Raw genomic sequence first — 18,265 nt, 5'->3', positions numbered from 1 at the left:
GTAAAGATAGTCACAAATTGTTTTTTCGTCTATAGGTTACTAAAGAAATTGGCGAGTAAATTTACTCCAATTAAACATTTAGCTCTTATCCGCTTAATTATTAAAGCTTGTCAGTTTGAGTGACCCCGATAGCTATCGGGCTTGTATCGAGAACACTCGAACTGTCAATTTTTCTTAAATGAATATTGGATTTTTAAACTACTCTTTTATCGTAAACCGCCCCGAATTTTTATCAAAATCAATGGTTTCAGTTGGAAATAAGCTGTCAAACCTACCATCTGCAATTAAGTTCTTCGGACGATCAAAATAACAGGTTTCATGGGTCATAACCAGCATCTTATCACTTAATTGAATAGCCAGATCGATCTCGTGAGTTGAGTACAGAATTGCTTTGCCAGTTTCATTTGCCAGTTTTTTAAGCAATTTTAAAACGTATGCACGGTGATAAAGATCCAAGTGAGTTGTTGGTTCATCCAAGATGATTAGCGTTGTATCCTGTGCCAATGCACGTGCTATGTATACTCTTTGTAATTGTCCGTCGCTTAATTCGTAGCATTTACTCTGCGCTAAAGTTTCAGTGTTTGTCGCTTCGAGGGCGAATTTTATTGCTTTTTTATCTTCTTCGGAAAGCGTCCCCATCCAATTCGTATGAGGTTGTCTTCCGAGGGAAATCAACTCTAAAACCGTTAAGTTTTTTGACGCGGGAGTTTCTGTGAGAACGACACTTAACTCATTTGCCATTTGAAGCATGCCATATTCACTTAATCGCTTTCCCTTCAGAAATATTTCACCTTTCAAAGAAGCTTGCATTCCTGCTAAGGATCTTAGCAAAGTAGATTTTCCAATCCCGTTCGCGCCAACTAAGGCAACGAGTTCACCTTCAGAAACAGAAAAAGATATCCCGGAAGCGATAACATCCGATTTCCGCTTGGAAGTGTAACCAACCGCGAGATCGCGTGTTTCCAATATGATATGTTTTTCTTCCGAAGCCATTAAAATAAAAGTTTACGTTTTCGAACCAGCAACCAAATCACAACAGGGGCGCCAATTAACGAGGTGATCGCATTTATTGGCAAGGTAAATTCACTCATTGGTAATTGTGCTACAGTATCACAAAAAAGCATTAAAATTCCGCCTGAAAGTAGCACTGCCGGAATAAGTGTAAAATGATTGGAAGTTTTAAAATACTGACGGGTAATATGCGGCACCGCCAATCCTACAAAAGCAATGGGACCTGCAAAAGCCGTTACGCTCCCCGCGAGAATACTGGTAGCAAGTATGATAACGAAAGTTGTTTTTTTGATATGTAAGCCCATGCTTCGGGCATAATTTTCACCCAGTAAGAGAGCATTTAATGACTTACTGCTAAAAAAACTTACTGCCAGCCCTATAAAACAGCAAATAGCCATTATTAACACGCCTTGCCAGGATTGATTTCCCAAACTTCCAAATGACCAAAATATAAATTGCTGCAGCTGCTCGGCGTTACTAAAATATGAAAGAACTCCTACCACAGCTGCCGTAACGCTTCCAAACATGAGTCCGATGATTAATATCGCCATTGTATCCTTAATTCTGAAAGTAACCGCTAATACTGCTAAAAGCACTAGAAAACTTCCCAGGGCTGAGGCAATGACTAAACTCCACTGACTTAACAACAGACTTCCAAAGAAGCCTCCAAAGGCTGAGGCGCCTAAAATGAGAAAAGCAACCCCTAGACTGGCTCCGCTGCTCAGTCCGAGAACGAAAGGTCCTGCCAAAGGGTTTCGAAATAAAGTTTGCATAAGTAAACCGGAAACCGCCAGACCACTACCGGCAAGGAGTGCTGTAATCGCCTTAGGGAGTCGGTAATCGATAATGATGTATTGCCATGAGCTTTTAGCGGTTTCGCCTCCAAACAGTGCCGAAAAGACCTCATTTACGGGAATTGACACAGATCCGAGGCTTAGGTTTAAAAGAAATGTAAGAAACAGCAATAGCACCAATATCACAAAATAGGCCTTATATGTTTGGACGCCCTCCATTATTGCAGACGGCTAAAAAAATAAAGTTCGTGATCCGGCAAAAGTTCCGGGTGTAATATTTTCACAATGTCTTTTAGTACAATATCCGGTCGGTTAGGGGCTAATTCATAGTAAATAACCCCGCCTGTAGCACCTTTTTTGGTGGTAAAACTAAAAGCGTTCATGTTTTTAAACGCATCAAATTCGCTATACACACTATGGGCTTCTTCTAATTGAGAAAGGCTACTAAACTGACTGGTGCCAACCCAAAACTTGGCATGTAGCCCTTTTTCTAAAACCGACTCCAAGCTAAGCGATAAGCTGCCATTGCCATTGGTGTCTTTCCATAAATAGTCGCCATTTGCGTCTGCGATAAACTGTGCCGCCCAGCTTTTTCCTTGAGGCAAATACCATACATCTTTATACATGGCACCACTTAATACCGTTGGTTTTACTAAGGCTTCGGAAGCTATTTTCTTTGTTTCGTGATATTGTTGCTCTATTTCGTTAAAAATACTATCGGCCAACTGCTCACGGTCGAAGAGAACTCCAAAGAATTTAATCCATTCGGCCTTTCCCAAGGGAGTTGTTTCGGTCCAATCGGAATTATACAACACCGGAATACCTGTCTTTTTAATCGTGTTAAAAGCATTGTTATTGCCATCTACAGCGAAGCCAACGACTACATCAGGATTAAGATCGATAAGTACTTCAGTGTTGATATCTTCATTTTTACCGAGTTCAACGATTTCTTTATTGTTGATTCTTTTTCGGGTAGCTTCGGAAGAGATATAGTTGAGGTTTGGAAATCCTACCAATGCTTCATCTACACCTAACATTTCCAAAGAAGGAATATGAGTTGTGGAAGTCACTACTATTTCTGAAACAGGAATTTTAATAACGGCGTCGTAGTTTTCCGAAGCAGGGAGTATAGTTCCATCCTCAATAAGGGCATAGGTAAATTTCTCTGAAGCTCCCGGCCAAGGATTGGTTATGGTGATTATTTTGTAATCATTAAAATTACTGATTTCAAATCCTTTGGCGTATCTTATTTCAAGTGATTCTTTAGGTGAAGATTTTGAAGTGCTCTTGATAGGTCGATCCACACACCCAGAGAAAAAAGCAATAAAGAAAATGAAAACGTACGATTTTAGCATGCCCAAAAATAATAGTTTTTGTTTGGCATCCCTACCGAAAAATTAGCTTATTTTTGCGGCAGATTTAGGTGAGCGGTTTTAAAGATCGTTCTTAAAAGGGAATTCGGTTCAATGCCGAAGCTGTTCCCGCAACTGTAAGTCGTCCGTTTCAGGCGGATAGCGTATCACTTCAACACCACTGTTGGCATAGCTAGCGGGAAGGTAACGCAAAAGACAAGTCAGGAGACCTGCCGGATCTGTAAATTATCAAACTTTCGGGATAAAAGTTTTATATGAATCAGATTTATACTGCAATATCGACCCTTGTTTTGTTATGTGCTACTCCTGTGTATGCGCAACTAGACTCTTTGCAACAACTCGAAACTGTTGTGTTAACCGATGTGAGGCTAACAACTTTTTCTGATGGGTATAAATTGCAAGCGGTTTCAGATTCTATAATCAGCAAGAATAATTCGCTTACCGATCTACTTCGTGATAACACTTCGATCTATTTTAAAGAAAATGGTTACGGTATGGTGTCATCGCCATCTTTTCGTGGCACCAATGCCTCGCAAACAGCTGTGATTTGGAACGGGATTGCAATTAATTCGGCACTTACAGGTCAATCAGATTTTAATGCTTTGCCCGTTAATGCTTACAATAGTATTACCGTTCGAAGTGGTGGAGGGAGCGTGCAATACGGTAGCGGAGCGATTGGCGGCAGTGTACATCTTAACAATGAATTACAGTTTATAGAACAACGGGACACCGAAATTGGCTTGTCCTGCGGTAGTTATACTACCCCCGCAGCATATTTTAAGAGTTCTGTCTTGGGGAGGGCAGTCTCAGTTGTTGTTGGGGGTAGTTTTATTTCTTCGGAAAATGACTACGATTATATAGATCGGAAAATGAAGAACGAGAATGGTGAATTTCTAAGGTTTAACGCGAATGCTAGTGTCGGGTTTAAACTGAAGCAACATCTCATCACCTGGAATTCGGAATATTTTTATGGTGATAGAAGCTTCTCAGGTTCATTGACTGCGCCTTCGAATAGTGCCTATAATGATATCTCTACACGCAATTTGCTTCGATGGAGGCTGGAAGGCAATAGATTTGCGTCGACCTTTAAACTAGCACATTTAATGGAGCAGTATCGGTATTTTCCGAATAGAGATCGATATGCTTTTAATAAAGGATTGGCAAATTCGTATATCGCAGGATATGTATTCGATTATAAGGCAGGAAAGAATATCGAACTGAGTTTTGATGCGAATTTCACTAGAATAGAAGGAAGTGGTGATAACCTGGATCATAATGCTCGGAATAACTTGGCAGGAATATTTTTACTGAAACATCGACTTACAAAAAAACTAAGCTATGGCTTAAATTTAAGACAAGAACTGCTAAATGATTTTGAAAACCCGTTTTTGTTTTCATTTGATGCATTGCTTGAAGTAAATAAATGGTATGCACTTAAAATCAACGGTTCAAAAAATTATAGAACTCCTTCATTTAATGATCTCTTTTGGACAGATGGAGGTAACCCCAACTTAGAACCTGAGACTTCGTTTCAAGGTGAATTTGGCAATGTAATTAAGTTTGGGAAGCTTCAGTTAGATCTAAATGCTTTTTATATAGCTTCAGAAAACCTAATACAGTGGCGTCCTAATACGAGCGGTGTTTGGTCTCCCGAAAACGTTTCCGAAGCACAAAACTATGGGCTGGAAGTTTCAATTAATTACACTCGAAAATTTAGGTCTCATGCATTGAATTTTAGCAGCAATTATGCATACACTAAAGCAATAAATTCAGAAAAAAACACACAACAAATCTACGTTCCTTTCCATAAGGCAACAGGAACAATATCGTATGCTTATAAGAAACTCGTGCTTTTTGTGCAGTCTAGATACACAGGAGAAGTATATACAACTACCGATAATATTGGGGTTGTAGCTGCCTCTCATATAATAAATTCTGGAATTGATTACACTTTTAACCAAGCTGATATTCCCATAACAATAGCAATTAAAGCCAACAATATTTTCAATACTTATTACGAAAACGTAGCCTACAGGCCCATGCCTGATAGAAATTTTGAAACATCAATTAACATTAAATTTTAAAAAATGAACATCCTTAAAAAACTTAGTTACTTATTAATAGTGGTCGTTTTAATCGCGTCATGTAAAGACGATGATGATAACGCTGATCAGCAAATGCAGCCTCTTGGCGACTATGAACATGGAATACTGATTACCAATGAAGGCCCTTTTGGATCAGGCACAGGAACGGTGTCCTTTATATCGAATGACCTTAGTACAGAGGTATCGTCGGTTTTTAATATAGAAAATGGGTCAGATCTTGGAAACATTGTAAATTCTATGGGTTTCAATGAAGAATTTGGATATATCGTGGTTAACAATTCACATAAAATCAGTGTTGTGAATAGATATACCTTCGAAGAACTTGCTATAATTGATACTGGACTTAATAATCCAAGACATTTTGTAGCTGTAGGTGATACTGGGTATGTGTCTAATTGGGGAGATCCAAATGTCTCAACAGATGATTATATAGCAGTAATCGATCTTTTAACCAATACAATCACTTCAAATATACCTGTAGTTCTAGGGCCTGAAAGAATGGTTACAACAAACAATAAGGTTTATGTAGCACATCAGGGGGCTTACGGGCAAAATAATCAGATTTCTGTGATAGATGCAACTACCAATGCTGTTTTAAATCAAATTACGATAGGAGATGTGCCTAATTCTATGGTATTGAACGGAACAGATCTTTGGGTATTATGTGGTGGAAGCCCTTCTTTTACAGGAGCAGAAACTGGCGGTAGTTTATATAGAATTAATACTTCTGATAATACACTATTAACAAGTCTTGACTTTCAGGATATCGAGCATCCAGGATTGCTTAGCGTGGATGGTACAAGCTTGTATTATGCATTAAATGGTGGGGTTTTCAAAATGGATATGAGCGATTCCACATTACCATCAAACAGCATCATAACAGGATTTTTCTACGCAATGATCGCAAAAAATGGGATGCTTTATGCGACGGATGCCGGCGATTTTGCTAGCAACGGAACCTTAACGCTTTTCGATTTGCTGACTAACACCGAAGTTGATTCATTTACCGTAGGAATTATCCCTGGAGGAATCTATTTTAATGAATAAGTCTAGATCTGCCTAGATGTAATTAAAAAGCGCCACCCAAACATGGGTAGCGCTTTTTGTTTTAATCCTTATTTTCAATTTATTCAATTTTAGTAAACTAAAGCTACAAAATAGCATATTCATTTTACTGCTCCGCGATCATTAGTTGATAAATCGGAGAATTCGCTTTGCTTTCAGAAATTTCTTCAAGTTTATCAAGATTCTTCTGAAAAGGTCTTGGTTGCCCTACGATGTCCGCAATTGCAACGGCTAATAGAGGTTCGTTTGCATCGCCTAGAATTCCAAGATTGCTATAATCTTCACCCAATTCAATATTGGGAGTCAGTCCATCAACATAATCTGTAAACCCTACCGAATTGGCTGTTTTAAACACCAAAGGAAGCATTGCATAGGTATGACCTTGATTCGCTTCACTACGACTAAAACCGGGAGCAGGAGCATCGTATAACAAGAATGAAGCTTGGAATTTTCCTGTGGTTGCCCCACCAATCTGAATCACATTTATATATGGATTTAAGGTGTTGATCACCAATTCGCTAGCAGAAGCTGTTCTTCCAGTAGTTAATATATACACACGGCTTAAACCAAGGTTGTTGATTATTTCACTACCACCTTCAAATGTAGCCGGGAACACCCCGTTTTCTGCGTTTTCATTCTGGCGATCTGCATTCCATTCTTCGGTGTACAATAAATCACCTGTAAACTGACCTGTGATCATGCTTGTTAAATAGGTTGCCGTTCTCACTGATCCTCCGCCATTATATCGAAGATCGAGCACTAAATCTGTTACGCCATCTGCCTGAAATTGTGCAAAGGTTCCGTTTAATTGCGAATCAAATTCCGAAGTAAAAGCATTGTACATTAGATATCCAATGGTGTGACCGCTTACATTTAAGGTTTGTGCTACATGAATAGGATTTTCAGAAACCTGTGTTTTTGTAAGAGTCACTTCATCTGAGGTTGGTGTGACCTCTGTGCCATCAAAGGTCGCCAAACCGATAGTGTATTCATCTGGCGTTAATAGTTCGCTAAAGTTGTTCTCTGTTATTTGTTGCCCATCTACAGTATTAAAAATCACTCCTCGCTGTAATCCGGCAGAAGAGGCGGCTGTATTTGGAATGACATAACGAATATATCCAAAGACATTCCCACTGTTATTAGGGTAGAAGACGAGTCCGAATTCCATACCATTATTCAGGGTAATCCCGCTGAGTGCATTTTCCAGTTCAATATAATTATCAACTAGTATACTAAAACGGTCTTGAGGCGACTTTAAATAATCAAATAAGGCTTCAGGAGTGTCGAAGCTTGTAATAAAAGTATTTTTTTCCTCTTCGGAAGTAAAAGCGTCGTTGGCAAGTTCGGCAGTATCGGCCTTATAAAGATAGAAATAGTTAAGTCCGCGGTAGATAAAATTCTGTATTTCGGCAACCGAAGCAATTTGTATATCATCGTCCTTATCTTTGAAACAGGAGGTGAAAACTAGGGATACGGCAAGCAGGGATAAGATTAATCTCTTTTTCATTTAAATCTTTTTTAGATCAGTTTTTTTACAAACTCCTAAATTAAGTACAATATTGTAACTTATGAAATATGTTGTCAAGAATAATTCATAGATATCAAGTTGTGAAAATTAATTGTAACAAAGTTGCTAGTCATTCGTCAACTTAATAACAGCATCAACTAACCAAAGAGAAATGCAACAAAAAGAGTTTTTATCGATCGTACTTCCTTTTAAGGACAGGCTTTATCGGTTGGCAAAACGGATTTTGATCTCTTCGGAAGAAGCAGAAGATGCAGTTCAGGAGGTGTATTTGAAATTATGGAAAGGAAGGCTGAAAATATCAAACTATAAAAGTGCCGAAGCCTTTGCAATAACAATGACGAAGAATTACTGTCTGGATCGGTTAAAATCGAAGCAGGCATCAAATTTGAAAATTGTACATAGTAATTATCAGAATTCTGATAATCTTGAAAAGCAAATTGAAGCTAACGATGGAGTGGCAATAGTTTTTAAGTTAATGGAAAGCCTGCCAGAACAGCAAAAGATAGTACTTCAGTTAAGAGATGTTGAAGAATTTGAATTTGCAGAGATTGCAAAAATGCTCGATAGTAATGAAACAGCTATTAGAGTTGCTTTATCGAGAGCAAGAAAAACAATAAGAGAAAAATTAATACAACAACATAAGTATGGAATCGGTTAATATAGAAAAACTGTTGGAAGCGTATTTTGAAGGAAATACCACCCTTAATGAAGAAGTAATTCTTCGCACCTACTTTACAGAAAAAGAGGTTGAACCTCAATTTCAGATGTATGCTCCTTTATTTGCAGGTCTTAAGGCAGCAAAACAAGAGGTAGCGACGAAAGAACCGGTGCTTCCAGAGTCTTTAGGAATAAATCGTAGTTGGTGGTATGGAATCGCGGCTTCCGCAGCAATAGTAGTACTAGTGGCAGGGTTTATGTTTTCTCGACCTTCAATAACAGCTCAGGAGCAAGAGGCATTAACAGCTTTCAACGAAAGTAAAAAAGCGATGTTAATTCTTTCAGAAAACTTTAATAAAGGTACTGGGCATCTGGCAATAGTAAATGAATTTAATAACACAAAGAATAGAATTTTAAAATAAACTTAATTAATAAATAGAGATGAAAAAAATAGCACTTTTAATAGCACTAGTAGTAACCCCCATGTTTATTCATGCGCAGAATGCCTTCGATTCATTTGAAGATGAAAAAGACGTTACCTCTGTGGTGGTTACAAAGAACATGTTCAAATTATTGAGCAAAATGGATCTGGATTCAACAGATCCGGAAGCCAAAGCATATTTGGAAATGGTGGATAACCTTGAAAACATTAAGATTTTCACTACAGATAATCCTGCAGTGGCTAAGAAAATGGAAACTTCAGTAAATAGCTATGTATCAAAATCAAATGGCCTAGGAGAACTTATGAGAGTAAAAGATGATGGTAAGAACATTAAATTTTATTCCAAAGAAGGGAAAAATGATAATTTTGTAAGCGAGCTACTAATGTTTATGATTGGTAATGTTGATGGAAAAGACATGACGGTAATCATGAGTATTACTGGAAACATTGACCTTAAGCAGATTTCTAAATTAACCGAAGAGCTTAAAGTTCCGGGAAGTGAAGAGTTGAAAAACATAGATAAGAACAAGAAAAAACAATAATCATGGCAGTCTTAAAGTATATATTACCTCTTGCAATGACAGTTATATCATTATTTAGCTGTAGCAATAACGAGTCGCTTCAGAGATATCTGGTAGATAAACAGGATGATGATAAATTTTTGAAAGTCGATGTGGCAACCAGCTTGTTACAATCAGATGAGAATACCCTTTCCGAAGAACAAAAGGAAATTCTTAATACAGTGAAAAAGATCAACGTAGTTGCTTATAAAATCAAGGATGGAAATATGGCCGATTATGAAGCCGAGAAAGGGAAACTGGCGGCAATTGTTAGTCAGGAGAAGTATAAAACGCTAATGAAATACGGGTCTAAAAACAAAGGGGCAACCTTAAAATATCTTGGCGAAGAGGATGCGATTGATGAGGTTGTTGTCTTTGCAAGTGATAATGAACAAGGCTTTGCTGTATTTCGTTTGTCGGGTAATAATATGAGACCAGATCAAATAATGAAATTGATAGGTTCTGTTGAAAATGGAGATATCGATATTTCTAAATTATCCGGTTTAGGTGATATTTTTAAAATGTAAAAAATAGTTAACATTATAAAGAGCTTCCGTTAAGGGGGCTTTTTTTGTTTTTGGTCGAAAACCAATTTTTTAGAACATCCAATATCAGAAATGGTACGTACTTTGAAATGTGATATGCGAATGGTTTAAATAACTCCCCCGATTAATTAGATTCATTCACCAACCCGAGACCCATAACCTAAAATGGATAGGTTGTTCACAAAAAAAGGCTTCCTTAAATTGGAGGCCTTTTTCAGTTTAATAGAATGTTTTTAGATTGAGTTTTTTTGTTTTACTTCGGAAGTGATTTTTCGTATAGGAAAAAGAATGCTTCCATAATCATTCACAAATCCATGAAAACTTCCAAAATCCAATAGGTGGAGTTTCGAATTGTAATTAGATTCCCGTGTAATTAGACGGTGTAATAGCTCTCATTTCTTTTTTAACAGCTTCGGAAACTTCTAATGTTTCAATAAAGTCACCAATAGATTTCTGGTTAATCTTTTCATTCGTTCTGGTGAGTCCTTTTAGCGCTTCATAGGCGTTAGGGTATGCCTCACGTCTCAATATGGTTTGAATAGCTTCAGCAACCACAGCCCAATTATTTTCTAAGTCTTCGGCGAATTTAGATTCGTTTAGCAGTAATTTGTTTAATCCTTTCAGCGTAGACTGAAATGCAATTATAGTATGCCCAATTGGGACACCAATATTACGTAAAACGGTGCTGTCTGTAAGATCACGTTGTAATCTACTTACAGGTAATTTTGATGATAGATGTTCAAAAATAGCATTGGCAATTCCTAAATTTCCTTCACTGTTTTCAAAATCGATTGGATTCACTTTATGTGGCATGGCACTCGATCCAACTTCACCCGCCTTGATCTTTTGTTTAAAATAATCCATCGACACATACGTCCAAATATCTCTGTCTAAGTCAAGAATAATAGTGTTTATACGCTTCAAAGTATCGAAAAGCGCTGCCATATGGTCGTAATGCTCAATTTGCGTAGTAGGGAAGGAGTGGTGTAATCCTAGTTTTCCTTGTACAAATTTTGCTGCAAATCCTCTCCAATCAATATTTGGATAGGCTACTTTATGAGCATTAAAATTACCTGTAGCTCCACCAAACTTAGCGGCACTTTTTATATCGTTTAATAATTCGAACTGTTCATTTATTCGAACAACAAACACCTCTATTTCCTTACCCAAACGTGTTGGTGAAGCAGGCTGTCCGTGCGTTCGTGCGAGCATAGGAATATCTGCCCATTCTGTAACCAGTTCTTTTAGTTTGTCCAACAACTTAAACAACATTGGCACATATACATCATTCATGGCTTCCTTCAAAGAAAGCGGAATAGCGGTATTGTTAATGTCTTGCGATGTAAGTCCGAAGTGAATAAACTCCTTGTATTGTACCAAATTTAATCCGTCGAATTTTTCTTTAATAAAATACTCTACCGCCTTTACATCGTGATTGGTAATCGCCTCTGTATCCTTTATTTGTTGCGCATCAGCGATTGAAAAATTGAGATATAGATCCCTTAATTCTGAAAACAAACTCTTGTCAAAATCCTTTAATTGTGGCAATGGAAGTTCTACCAATGCTATAAAATATTCTACTTCAACCTGTACTCTGTATCGAATAAGGGCTTCTTCAGAAAAAAATGGAATAAGAGAAGCTGTTTTAGAAGCATATCTACCGTCGATAGGGGAAATTGCTTGGAGTGCGTTTGTGTTCATGTGTAAATTTTGAAAGCTGCAAAGATACGGAAGACTTAAGAGTTAGCCGATATAACTTGACAGTTTTTAAGAGATTCCTTTTTAAGAAGCTAATCCTGGCTTAATTATTTAATTCGTTCATTTTTTCCATTGATGAAAAAATGAACCAAAAAAATCTAGGCTTACGAAACTTTTTCTAAGTTCATCTTTCGGTGCCTAAATTTTAGAAACTCGCTTTCATAATGTAAACAAACATTGTAAATCTATTCGCTCAGACAGCCTAAAATTTAACGGCACACTCAATTCAAACTTTATGAAAAATTTTCGTAGGCTGAAAAGTAAAAATTCAATAATATCTTAAGATAATTTTAAAAATCTTAATCTGCCTTTAAACTATTTTGAGAAGTATTAAATTTCTCAATCTTTTCAAGCACATACTTTCCACGTGCCTTGTACGCCGGACTTCGTTGATGGATGTTGGCTACAATTATGGTTTGAAGTTCGGGAAGGATCCAGTCACTCTCTGTCCCTAGAAAATATAAAGAATGCATGGCATAAACTTCACAAGCCACTTTTTGGTCGGTGATTAACCAATCGAAACAACATTCCGTCATTATTTCCTTGTGTTGTTTGCTTAGTAGTATTCTAAGTTTTGGGTCTTTTTTTTTGAAATAAGTGATTGCTATCATTTCAGAAACCTTTGCCAAAGGTCGTAAGGCTTTTAAAATAATAATCGAGATGAGGAAAAAGAAGTTCCAGTCGTTCAAGGCATACAAATTCTAATATCCACGCAGCTTTATACGAAATTTCATCTTTCACATTAAAGCAGTGTTTGAGTAATTCTGAAAAAGTTTCTGGTCTATCCAACACCCAGTTTGCAACATCGAGACGGGTTTGTCTGTAGGCTTTTGTAATGTTGAGTTTTTCTGAAAGTGTTTCCGAAGCCATCTTAGTTCAGCATATTTAAATGAGCCACGACCTTAGGAATACCAGTAGTCGCCTTTTCTGAAAAAACCAGAATTCTTTCTGAAGTATGTAGCGAGGGATTGGGGTCTACAAAATATAATTGTGCCACTTCTGAAGCATATTGAATGAGTCCGGCCGCCGGATACACCTGCATTGATGTACCGACTATGATAATCACATCTGCTTTTTCAACGATAGAAATAGCAACCTCCATCATGGGAACCTCTTCCCCAAACCAAACAATGTGAGGTCGCAGTTGATGTTTGTTTTCGCAGTAATCACCAACAATTAGATCTGTACGCCATTCTATAATATCATTACGATCGCCTGTACTTCTCACTTTAAGTAATTCACCATGCAAATGAACGACTTTTGAACTTCCGGCTCTTTCGTGCAAATCGTCCACATTTTGAGTAATCACACTGACATTGTGATCTTTTTCTAAGTCCGCGATCGCCTTATGAGCCTCGTTAGGACGTACTTCCAATAGCTGTTTTCTTCTCTGATTGTAGAAATCCAACACCAAATCTGGATTTCGTTCAAAACCTTCCGGGGTTGCAACCTCCATAACATCATGGCCTTCCCAAAGTCCGTTGCTGTCACGAAATGTTTTCAATCCGCTTTCAGCGCTAATTCCGGCTCCTGTAAGTACTGCGATGTTCATAAACTTAAATTAAGTTACTAAGTTACTAAGTTATTTGGAAGAATTCAGAAGAATGAAGCACGAAGCTGGAAGCACTGCCGGGAAGCACGAAGCTGGAAGAAAGAAGAAAGAAGAAAGAAACAGGAAGCACGCAGCGGGAAGAAAGAAGGAAGAAATAAGAAGTGAGGAGTGTGGAGTGTGAAGTGAGTAATGAGGGGTAGAGTAAGGAGTAAGAAGTAAGAAGCAGGAATTGGCTGTCACTTCGAGTGATTTTAATACGACTAACAGGAGTTTTAAAATTGTATCGAGAAATGGTAGTATTAAAACTTAAACCACCACTTAGTCCTCAGATTTTAAATTTTAGAATTCAGCACCCAGCTCCCAGCACCCAACATCCAACTCCCAACACCCAGCTTCCAGCAGCAAAAGCATCATTTTATATCCAATAAAAACATGTCTATCTTAGCGATAAAAGTAAATTCTGTGGATATAGCCCTTTTAGAACATTTAAGAACATTCCTAACAGATAGACGCATTGATCTCTTTCATGAAGTCTTATCGAAGCGTACACGACATTTTACCGTGGTTACTGAAGATGTGTTTCAATTACATAATACAAGTGCGGTAATGCGTTCCTGCGATGTTTTTGGCATACAGGACCTTCATGTGGTTGAAGAGCGTTTGGGAAAGCGAATTGATAAGGAGATTGCAATGGGTGCGCAGAAGTGGGTTAGTTTGCATCGTTATAATCGGTTGGTAGACTGCACTGAGAAGTTACGTAAAGAAGGTTATCAGATCATCGCAACCACGCCACATGATGGTTCCACCTTATTACACGATTTTGATGTCTCTAAAAAATCGGCTCTTTTCTTCGGAACCGAGCGCGATGGACTTAGTGATACACTAATAAATCAGGCTGACGGATTTCTAAAAATTCCGATGCACGGTTTTACTGAAAGTCTTAATATTTCTGTGTCGGCTGCTATTATCCTTCAGAGTATTGTTACCAAACTAAAACAATCTAATGTGGATTGGATGCTTTCCGAAGAGGAGAAAATTGAAATCGAACTTGATTGGGCTAAAAAATCTATCAAGAGTTCGAGTGAAATAATTGAACTGTATCATAATCAGAAAAAACCGTAAATTTATGTACTAACTAAAACTTTAAACCATGTTCGTACTTTATATATTATTTGCCATTTTTGCTTTAATAATTATTCTCGCAATACTCGCTCCCAGGAACTACAATATCGAGCGACATGTAATTGTCAATAATGCTTCAGATGATACTTTCGATTATCTAAAGAAAGTGAAAAATCAGGACCTTTGGTCGCCGTGGAAAAAACGTGATCCAAAAATGGTGCAAACTCAAACCGGAGTAGATGGCACTGTTGGGTCTATAAATAGCTGGAAAAGTGATCATAAGCAAGTAGGAGAAGGAGAGCAGGAATTGATTCTGATTGATGAAGAAAATAAGAGGATAGAGTCTGAACTACGTTTCTTTAAACCCTTTAAATCGGTAAGTACGGGCTATTTTCTGGTTAAAGAATTAGAGTCAAATAAAACTGAAGTAACCTGGGGCTTTAAAGGAGTCAATAAAGTTCCTTTTAATATTATGATGCTATTTTATAATATGGATAAGACCGTGGGTAAAGATTTTGAAGAAGGTCTATCTGATCTAAAAAAAATATTAGAAAATTAATTTAACTTCACTATTGTAACATGTATCATTATGAAACAAAACATGGTAAGCTGGTTCGAAATTCCGGTGAGTGATATGGATAGAGCCAAAGCATTTTATGAGCAGGTTTTTAATCTTAAAATATCTGTTCAGGATTTTGGAGGCGTTGTTATGGGATGGTTTCCCAATGAGGGTGAGGCATATGGCGCTACTGGCACTTTGATAAAGAATGAAGGATATATCCCTTCGGAAAAAGGAACTCTGGTTTATTTCTCTTCGGAAGACGTACAAATTGAATTGAAAAGAATTAAGAAAGCCGGCGGAAGCATCCGTCAGGAAAAAACGATGATCTCTCCCGAGCATGGTTATATGGCGGTTTTTATAGATACTGAAGGAAATAGAGTAGCACTTTATTCTAAAAAATAAGATGTATTTATGAATGGATTGTTTAAAATCTACGGTTCTATTCGCATCAGAGAAAAGTAAAAAGTACTTTTGTGAATTTTATAAACGATTCCTATGAAATTAGTTTTTGCCACGCACAATCTGAATAAATACAAAGAAGTAAAGGCATTATTGCCACATCATTTTGAGCTGCTAAGTCTTACCGATATTGGCTGTGAAGAAGATATCCCTGAAACGGCAACGACAATTGAAGGCAATGCTATTATAAAAGCAAATTATGTAAGAGATGAGTACGGTTTAGATTGCTTTGCAGATGATACTGGCTTGGAAGTAAAGTCGCTAAATAATGAACCGGGAGTTTATAGCGCAAGATATGCGGGCATAGAAAACAATTCTGAAGCAAATATGAAGAAATTGCTTCAGAAATTGGACGGACATGATGATAGAAGCGCACGATTTAAGACTTCCATTGCGCTTACACTAAAAGGAGCTAACAATTTATTTACAGGAATTTGTGAAGGGATTATTGTCGCTGAGGCTAGGGGTGACAGAGGATTTGGCTATGATCCAATTTTTCAACCAACGGGCTTTGATAAAACCTTTGCACAAATGACACTCCTTCAAAAAAGTGAAATCGGACATCGCGGAAAAGCAATGAGACAGCTGATAGCCTATCTTTCCAAATGATATTCAGTAGTTTACAAAATTAATTGGCAGTCAATTAGTGTTAATTCTAAATAAAACAGTACCTTTGCCGCTTGAAATTCCGGGTCATAATTGATTATGATTTGTGGTTTACAGAAAATCCTCAGGGTGAGGTAGTGCATTACGAAGTAATAAGGTTTACATGTGTCGACTTACTTCCAATGAGCACACATAACTTTATACTTTATATATGACTAAATTTAAATCGTTAGGTCTTAACGATACGCTATTACAAGCAATTACTGATCTTGGGTTCGAAACCCCTTCCGAAGTACAGGATAAAGCAATCCCAATTTTATTAAAAGATGATGTCGATCTGGTAGCTCTGGCTCAAACCGGAACCGGAAAAACTGCTGCATTTGGATTTCCAATGCTTCAAAAAATAGATGTTGCGAGCAGGACTACGCAAGGTCTAATTCTTTCTCCTACAAGAGAGTTATGTATGCAGATTACCAACGAGATGAAAAACTACGGAAAGTACATGAAAGGCTTAAACGTAGTTGCTATCTATGGTGGTGCGAGCATTACAGATCAAGCAAGAGCCATTAAAAAGGGCGCACAGGTTATTGTAGCGACTCCTGGTCGAATGAAAGATATGATTAGTAGAAATATGATCGATATTTCGAAAATTGAATACTGTGTTCTCGATGAAGCCGATGAAATGTTGAATATGGGATTCTATGAAGATATCACAGAAATCCTTTCCTATTCTCCAAATGATAAGAGTACTTGGCTTTTTAGTGCTACTATGCCTAGAGAAGTGGCTACTATTGCTAAGAAATTTATGAATAACCCTATAGAGGTTACTGTAGGTTCTGCAAATGTTGGATCTTCTCAAGTTTCACATGAATATTATTTGGTAAACGCCAGAGATCGTTATTCTGCATTGAAGCGGCTTGCTGATGCACAGCCTGAGATATTTTCGGTTATTTTTTGTAGAACTAAAAGAGATACACAGAAGGTTGCGGAACAACTAATCCAAGATGGTTATAATGCAGGTGCTATACACGGAGATCTGAGTCAGAATCAACGTGATATGGTGATGCGATCGTTTAGAAATCGTCAAATTCAGATGTTGGTTGCAACCGATGTTGCAGCAAGAGGAATTGATGTGGATGATATTACCCATGTTATCAATTATCAGTTGCCAGATGAAATAGAGACTTACACTCACCGTAGCGGTCGTACTGGTCGTGCAGGTAAGACAGGGATCTCAATGGTAATTGTATCTAAGAGTGAAGTTCGTAAGATTTCGAGTATAGAGAAGAAGATTCAGAAGAAGTTCGAAAAGAAAGAAATTCCTTCAGGAGATGATATCTGTGAAAAGCAGTTGTACCATTTAGCGAATAATATCGCTTCAACTGAAATTAATCATGAAATTGATATTCACCTTCCGAAGTTAAACGAAGCATTGGCAGATTTCAGTAAAGAAGAACTGATTAAAAAGTTCTTTTCGGTAGAATTTACACGCTTCAATAACTATTATAAAAAATCTAAAGATCTTAATATTGAAGGTGGAAATTCCTCATATTCGGAAGATCAAAAAGATAGTACACGTTACTTTATCAATATTGGGGAGAAAGATGATTTCAATTGGATGTCTTTAAAAGATTTCTTAAAAGATTTACTGAACCTCGGTAAGGATGATGTATATAAAGTCGACGTAAAGGAAAGTTTTTCATTCTTTAATACAGACGAGAAACATCAGGAAATGGTGTTAAGTGTCTTTAATGAATTTGAACTTGAAGGACGAAGAGTTTCTGTTGAAGTTTCTAAGGATACAGGCCGTGGTGGTCGCGGAGGCGGAAGAAGCGGGGGAAGAGGAAAAAGTTCTCGAAGCCGAGACGATCGTGGAAGAGGAAGCGATAGAAAAAGAAGTGATGTTAGACGAGGAGAAAGAGAAGGTGGAGAGAGAAGCGGAGGTTTCAAAAAACGCAGTAGCGATTTTGGAGATAATAAGCCGAAATTTTCAGGAAAAAGACGTGGTAAATCGGCTAAGCCGGACTCGTCAGGAACAGGTGGAAAGCGTCGCAAGAGAGTTTAATTAGTCGTTAACTAAACTTTGGCACAGATTTTTAGTCTATAATTGTACATTTACAATGTGC

Annotated in this window: 20 protein-coding genes and 1 riboswitch; of the genes, 12 read left to right on the top strand and 8 right to left on the bottom strand. The window is 37.6% G+C overall.

The window, feature by feature from the left end:
* Positions 1-198: 198 nt before the first annotated feature.
* From BXY75_RS07360 to BXY75_RS07350, 3 genes are read right to left on the bottom strand one after another with little or no spacing between them, the layout of a single operon-like run.
* The gene (locus BXY75_RS07360) at positions 199-993 is read right to left on the bottom strand and encodes an ABC transporter ATP-binding protein (protein ID WP_121907067.1); all 795 of its coding nucleotides are present in this window, start codon (positions 991-993) and stop codon (positions 199-201) included.
* On the bottom strand, positions 993-2,024 hold the full coding sequence (locus tag BXY75_RS07355) for a FecCD family ABC transporter permease (RefSeq protein WP_121907066.1): 1,032 nt from the start codon (positions 2,022-2,024) through the stop codon (positions 993-995). The genes BXY75_RS07360 and BXY75_RS07355 overlap by 1 nt, the downstream gene beginning before the upstream one ends.
* Positions 2,024-3,160: an ABC transporter substrate-binding protein gene (locus BXY75_RS07350; RefSeq protein ID WP_121907065.1), complete on the bottom strand. Its 1,137-nt coding sequence runs from the start codon at positions 3,158-3,160 to the stop codon at positions 2,024-2,026. Before BXY75_RS07350 ends, BXY75_RS07355 begins: the two co-directional genes overlap by 1 nt.
* Before the next feature lie 48 nt (positions 3,161-3,208).
* Positions 3,209-3,409, top strand: a riboswitch (cobalamin riboswitch).
* A gap of 23 nt (positions 3,410-3,432) precedes the next feature.
* Between BXY75_RS07350 and BXY75_RS07345 the strand changes: the two genes are divergently transcribed.
* Both BXY75_RS07345 and BXY75_RS07340 read left to right on the top strand, forming a co-directional pair.
* On the top strand, positions 3,433-5,262 hold the full coding sequence (locus BXY75_RS07345) for a TonB-dependent receptor plug domain-containing protein (protein WP_121907064.1): 1,830 nt from the start codon (positions 3,433-3,435) through the stop codon (positions 5,260-5,262).
* A gap of 3 nt (positions 5,263-5,265) precedes the next feature.
* The gene (locus BXY75_RS07340) at positions 5,266-6,330 is read left to right on the top strand and encodes a YncE family protein (protein WP_121907063.1); all 1,065 of its coding nucleotides are present in this window, start codon (positions 5,266-5,268) and stop codon (positions 6,328-6,330) included.
* A gap of 124 nt (positions 6,331-6,454) precedes the next feature.
* On the opposite strand, the gene BXY75_RS07335 is transcribed toward BXY75_RS07340, so the two are convergent.
* Entirely contained in the window at positions 6,455-7,855 is a 1,401-nt protein-coding gene (locus tag BXY75_RS07335) for a S41 family peptidase (RefSeq protein ID WP_121907062.1), read from the bottom strand.
* Positions 7,856-8,027: 172 nt separating this feature from the next.
* Here BXY75_RS07335 and BXY75_RS07330 point away from each other — a divergent pair, with 172 nt between their 5' ends.
* Genes BXY75_RS07330 through BXY75_RS07315 form a run of 4 tightly spaced genes read left to right on the top strand, consistent with a single transcriptional unit; the run spans position 8,028 to position 10,062 of the window.
* Positions 8,028-8,534 carry an RNA polymerase sigma factor gene (locus BXY75_RS07330; protein WP_121907061.1) on the top strand — a complete coding sequence of 169 codons (507 nt, stop codon included), beginning with the start codon at positions 8,028-8,030 and terminating at the stop codon, positions 8,532-8,534.
* Positions 8,521-8,955: a hypothetical protein gene (locus BXY75_RS07325; RefSeq protein ID WP_121907060.1), complete on the top strand. Its 435-nt coding sequence runs from the start codon at positions 8,521-8,523 to the stop codon at positions 8,953-8,955. Before BXY75_RS07330 ends, BXY75_RS07325 begins: the two co-directional genes overlap by 14 nt.
* A 19-nt stretch (positions 8,956-8,974) precedes the next feature.
* Positions 8,975-9,517 carry a DUF4252 domain-containing protein gene (locus BXY75_RS07320; protein WP_121907059.1) on the top strand — a complete coding sequence of 181 codons (543 nt, stop codon included), beginning with the start codon at positions 8,975-8,977 and terminating at the stop codon, positions 9,515-9,517.
* Positions 9,518-9,519: 2 nt separating this feature from the next.
* Positions 9,520-10,062, top strand: a complete 543-nt coding sequence (locus BXY75_RS07315; protein WP_121907058.1) for a DUF4252 domain-containing protein — start codon at positions 9,520-9,522, stop codon at positions 10,060-10,062.
* A gap of 375 nt (positions 10,063-10,437) precedes the next feature.
* Here BXY75_RS07315 and purB read toward each other — a convergent pair whose 3' ends face one another.
* From purB to BXY75_RS07295, 4 genes are all read right to left on the bottom strand, one after another.
* The gene (purB, locus tag BXY75_RS07310) at positions 10,438-11,781 is read right to left on the bottom strand and encodes an adenylosuccinate lyase (RefSeq protein WP_121907057.1); all 1,344 of its coding nucleotides are present in this window, start codon (positions 11,779-11,781) and stop codon (positions 10,438-10,440) included.
* A gap of 356 nt (positions 11,782-12,137) precedes the next feature.
* Entirely contained in the window at positions 12,138-12,449 is a 312-nt protein-coding gene (locus BXY75_RS07305) for a hypothetical protein (RefSeq protein WP_121907056.1), read from the bottom strand.
* Between the two features lies 1 nt (position 12,450).
* Positions 12,451-12,708 carry a hypothetical protein gene (locus BXY75_RS07300; RefSeq protein ID WP_121907055.1) on the bottom strand — a complete coding sequence of 86 codons (258 nt, stop codon included), beginning with the start codon at positions 12,706-12,708 and terminating at the stop codon, positions 12,451-12,453.
* Position 12,709: 1 nt separating this feature from the next.
* Positions 12,710-13,390 carry an SIR2 family NAD-dependent protein deacylase gene (locus BXY75_RS07295; protein ID WP_121907054.1) on the bottom strand — a complete coding sequence of 227 codons (681 nt, stop codon included), beginning with the start codon at positions 13,388-13,390 and terminating at the stop codon, positions 12,710-12,712.
* Between the two features lie 52 nt (positions 13,391-13,442).
* Between BXY75_RS07295 and BXY75_RS17315 the strand changes: the two genes are divergently transcribed.
* The 6 genes from BXY75_RS17315 to BXY75_RS07270 all read left to right on the top strand — a co-directional run bounded on the left by BXY75_RS17315 (position 13,443) and on the right by BXY75_RS07270 (position 18,204).
* The gene (locus BXY75_RS17315; protein ID WP_262697278.1) at positions 13,443-13,571 is read left to right on the top strand and encodes a hypothetical protein; all 129 of its coding nucleotides are present in this window, start codon (positions 13,443-13,445) and stop codon (positions 13,569-13,571) included.
* A 251-nt stretch (positions 13,572-13,822) separates the two neighbouring features.
* Positions 13,823-14,512, top strand: coding sequence for a TrmH family RNA methyltransferase (locus BXY75_RS07290; RefSeq protein WP_121907053.1), 690 nt, complete (start codon positions 13,823-13,825; stop codon positions 14,510-14,512).
* 28 nt (positions 14,513-14,540) lie between these two features.
* Positions 14,541-15,071 carry an SRPBCC family protein gene (locus BXY75_RS07285; RefSeq protein WP_121907052.1) on the top strand — a complete coding sequence of 177 codons (531 nt, stop codon included), beginning with the start codon at positions 14,541-14,543 and terminating at the stop codon, positions 15,069-15,071.
* A gap of 30 nt (positions 15,072-15,101) precedes the next feature.
* A complete protein-coding gene (locus BXY75_RS07280; protein WP_121907051.1) occupies positions 15,102-15,476 on the top strand; it encodes a VOC family protein in 375 nt (124 codons plus the stop codon).
* A 93-nt stretch (positions 15,477-15,569) separates the two neighbouring features.
* A complete protein-coding gene (locus tag BXY75_RS07275) occupies positions 15,570-16,142 on the top strand; it encodes a non-canonical purine NTP diphosphatase (protein ID WP_121907050.1) in 573 nt (190 codons plus the stop codon).
* 208 nt (positions 16,143-16,350) lie between these two features.
* The gene (locus tag BXY75_RS07270; protein WP_121907049.1) at positions 16,351-18,204 is read left to right on the top strand and encodes a DEAD/DEAH box helicase; all 1,854 of its coding nucleotides are present in this window, start codon (positions 16,351-16,353) and stop codon (positions 18,202-18,204) included.
* Positions 18,205-18,265 lie beyond the last annotated feature (61 nt).

The organism is Ulvibacter antarcticus (genome assembly GCF_003688405.1).
GTDB classification, from domain to species: domain Bacteria; phylum Bacteroidota; class Bacteroidia; order Flavobacteriales; family Flavobacteriaceae; genus Ulvibacter; species Ulvibacter antarcticus.
The sequence above is the reverse complement of the archived record's forward strand: the minus strand, read 5'-3'. Positions and strand labels throughout refer to the sequence as shown.

Coding starts and splice junctions, on each gene's coding strand:
- BXY75_RS07315 (WP_121907058.1), top strand. CDS start 9,520: ATGGCAGTCTTAAAGTATATATTACCTCTTGCAATGACAGTTATATCA.
- purB (WP_121907057.1), bottom strand. CDS start 11,781: ATGAACACAAACGCACTCCAAGCAATTTCCCCTATCGACGGTAGATAT.
- BXY75_RS07305 (WP_121907056.1), bottom strand. CDS start 12,449: ATGATAGCAATCACTTATTTCAAAAAAAAAGACCCAAAACTTAGAATA.
- BXY75_RS07285 (WP_121907052.1), top strand. CDS start 14,541: ATGTTCGTACTTTATATATTATTTGCCATTTTTGCTTTAATAATTATT.
- BXY75_RS07275 (WP_121907050.1), top strand. CDS start 15,570: ATGAAATTAGTTTTTGCCACGCACAATCTGAATAAATACAAAGAAGTA.
- BXY75_RS07325 (WP_121907060.1), top strand. CDS start 8,521: ATGGAATCGGTTAATATAGAAAAACTGTTGGAAGCGTATTTTGAAGGA.
- BXY75_RS07330 (WP_121907061.1), top strand. CDS start 8,028: ATGCAACAAAAAGAGTTTTTATCGATCGTACTTCCTTTTAAGGACAGG.
- BXY75_RS17315 (WP_262697278.1), top strand. CDS start 13,443: ATGAAGCACGAAGCTGGAAGCACTGCCGGGAAGCACGAAGCTGGAAGA.
- BXY75_RS07300 (WP_121907055.1), bottom strand. CDS start 12,708: ATGGCTTCGGAAACACTTTCAGAAAAACTCAACATTACAAAAGCCTAC.
- BXY75_RS07335 (WP_121907062.1), bottom strand. CDS start 7,855: ATGAAAAAGAGATTAATCTTATCCCTGCTTGCCGTATCCCTAGTTTTC.
- BXY75_RS07295 (WP_121907054.1), bottom strand. CDS start 13,390: ATGAACATCGCAGTACTTACAGGAGCCGGAATTAGCGCTGAAAGCGGA.
- BXY75_RS07290 (WP_121907053.1), top strand. CDS start 13,823: ATGTCTATCTTAGCGATAAAAGTAAATTCTGTGGATATAGCCCTTTTA.
- BXY75_RS07360 (WP_121907067.1), bottom strand. CDS start 993: ATGGCTTCGGAAGAAAAACATATCATATTGGAAACACGCGATCTCGCG.
- BXY75_RS07270 (WP_121907049.1), top strand. CDS start 16,351: ATGACTAAATTTAAATCGTTAGGTCTTAACGATACGCTATTACAAGCA.
- BXY75_RS07280 (WP_121907051.1), top strand. CDS start 15,102: ATGAAACAAAACATGGTAAGCTGGTTCGAAATTCCGGTGAGTGATATG.
- BXY75_RS07345 (WP_121907064.1), top strand. CDS start 3,433: ATGAATCAGATTTATACTGCAATATCGACCCTTGTTTTGTTATGTGCT.
- BXY75_RS07340 (WP_121907063.1), top strand. CDS start 5,266: ATGAACATCCTTAAAAAACTTAGTTACTTATTAATAGTGGTCGTTTTA.
- BXY75_RS07320 (WP_121907059.1), top strand. CDS start 8,975: ATGAAAAAAATAGCACTTTTAATAGCACTAGTAGTAACCCCCATGTTT.
- BXY75_RS07355 (WP_121907066.1), bottom strand. CDS start 2,024: ATGGAGGGCGTCCAAACATATAAGGCCTATTTTGTGATATTGGTGCTA.
- BXY75_RS07350 (WP_121907065.1), bottom strand. CDS start 3,160: ATGCTAAAATCGTACGTTTTCATTTTCTTTATTGCTTTTTTCTCTGGG.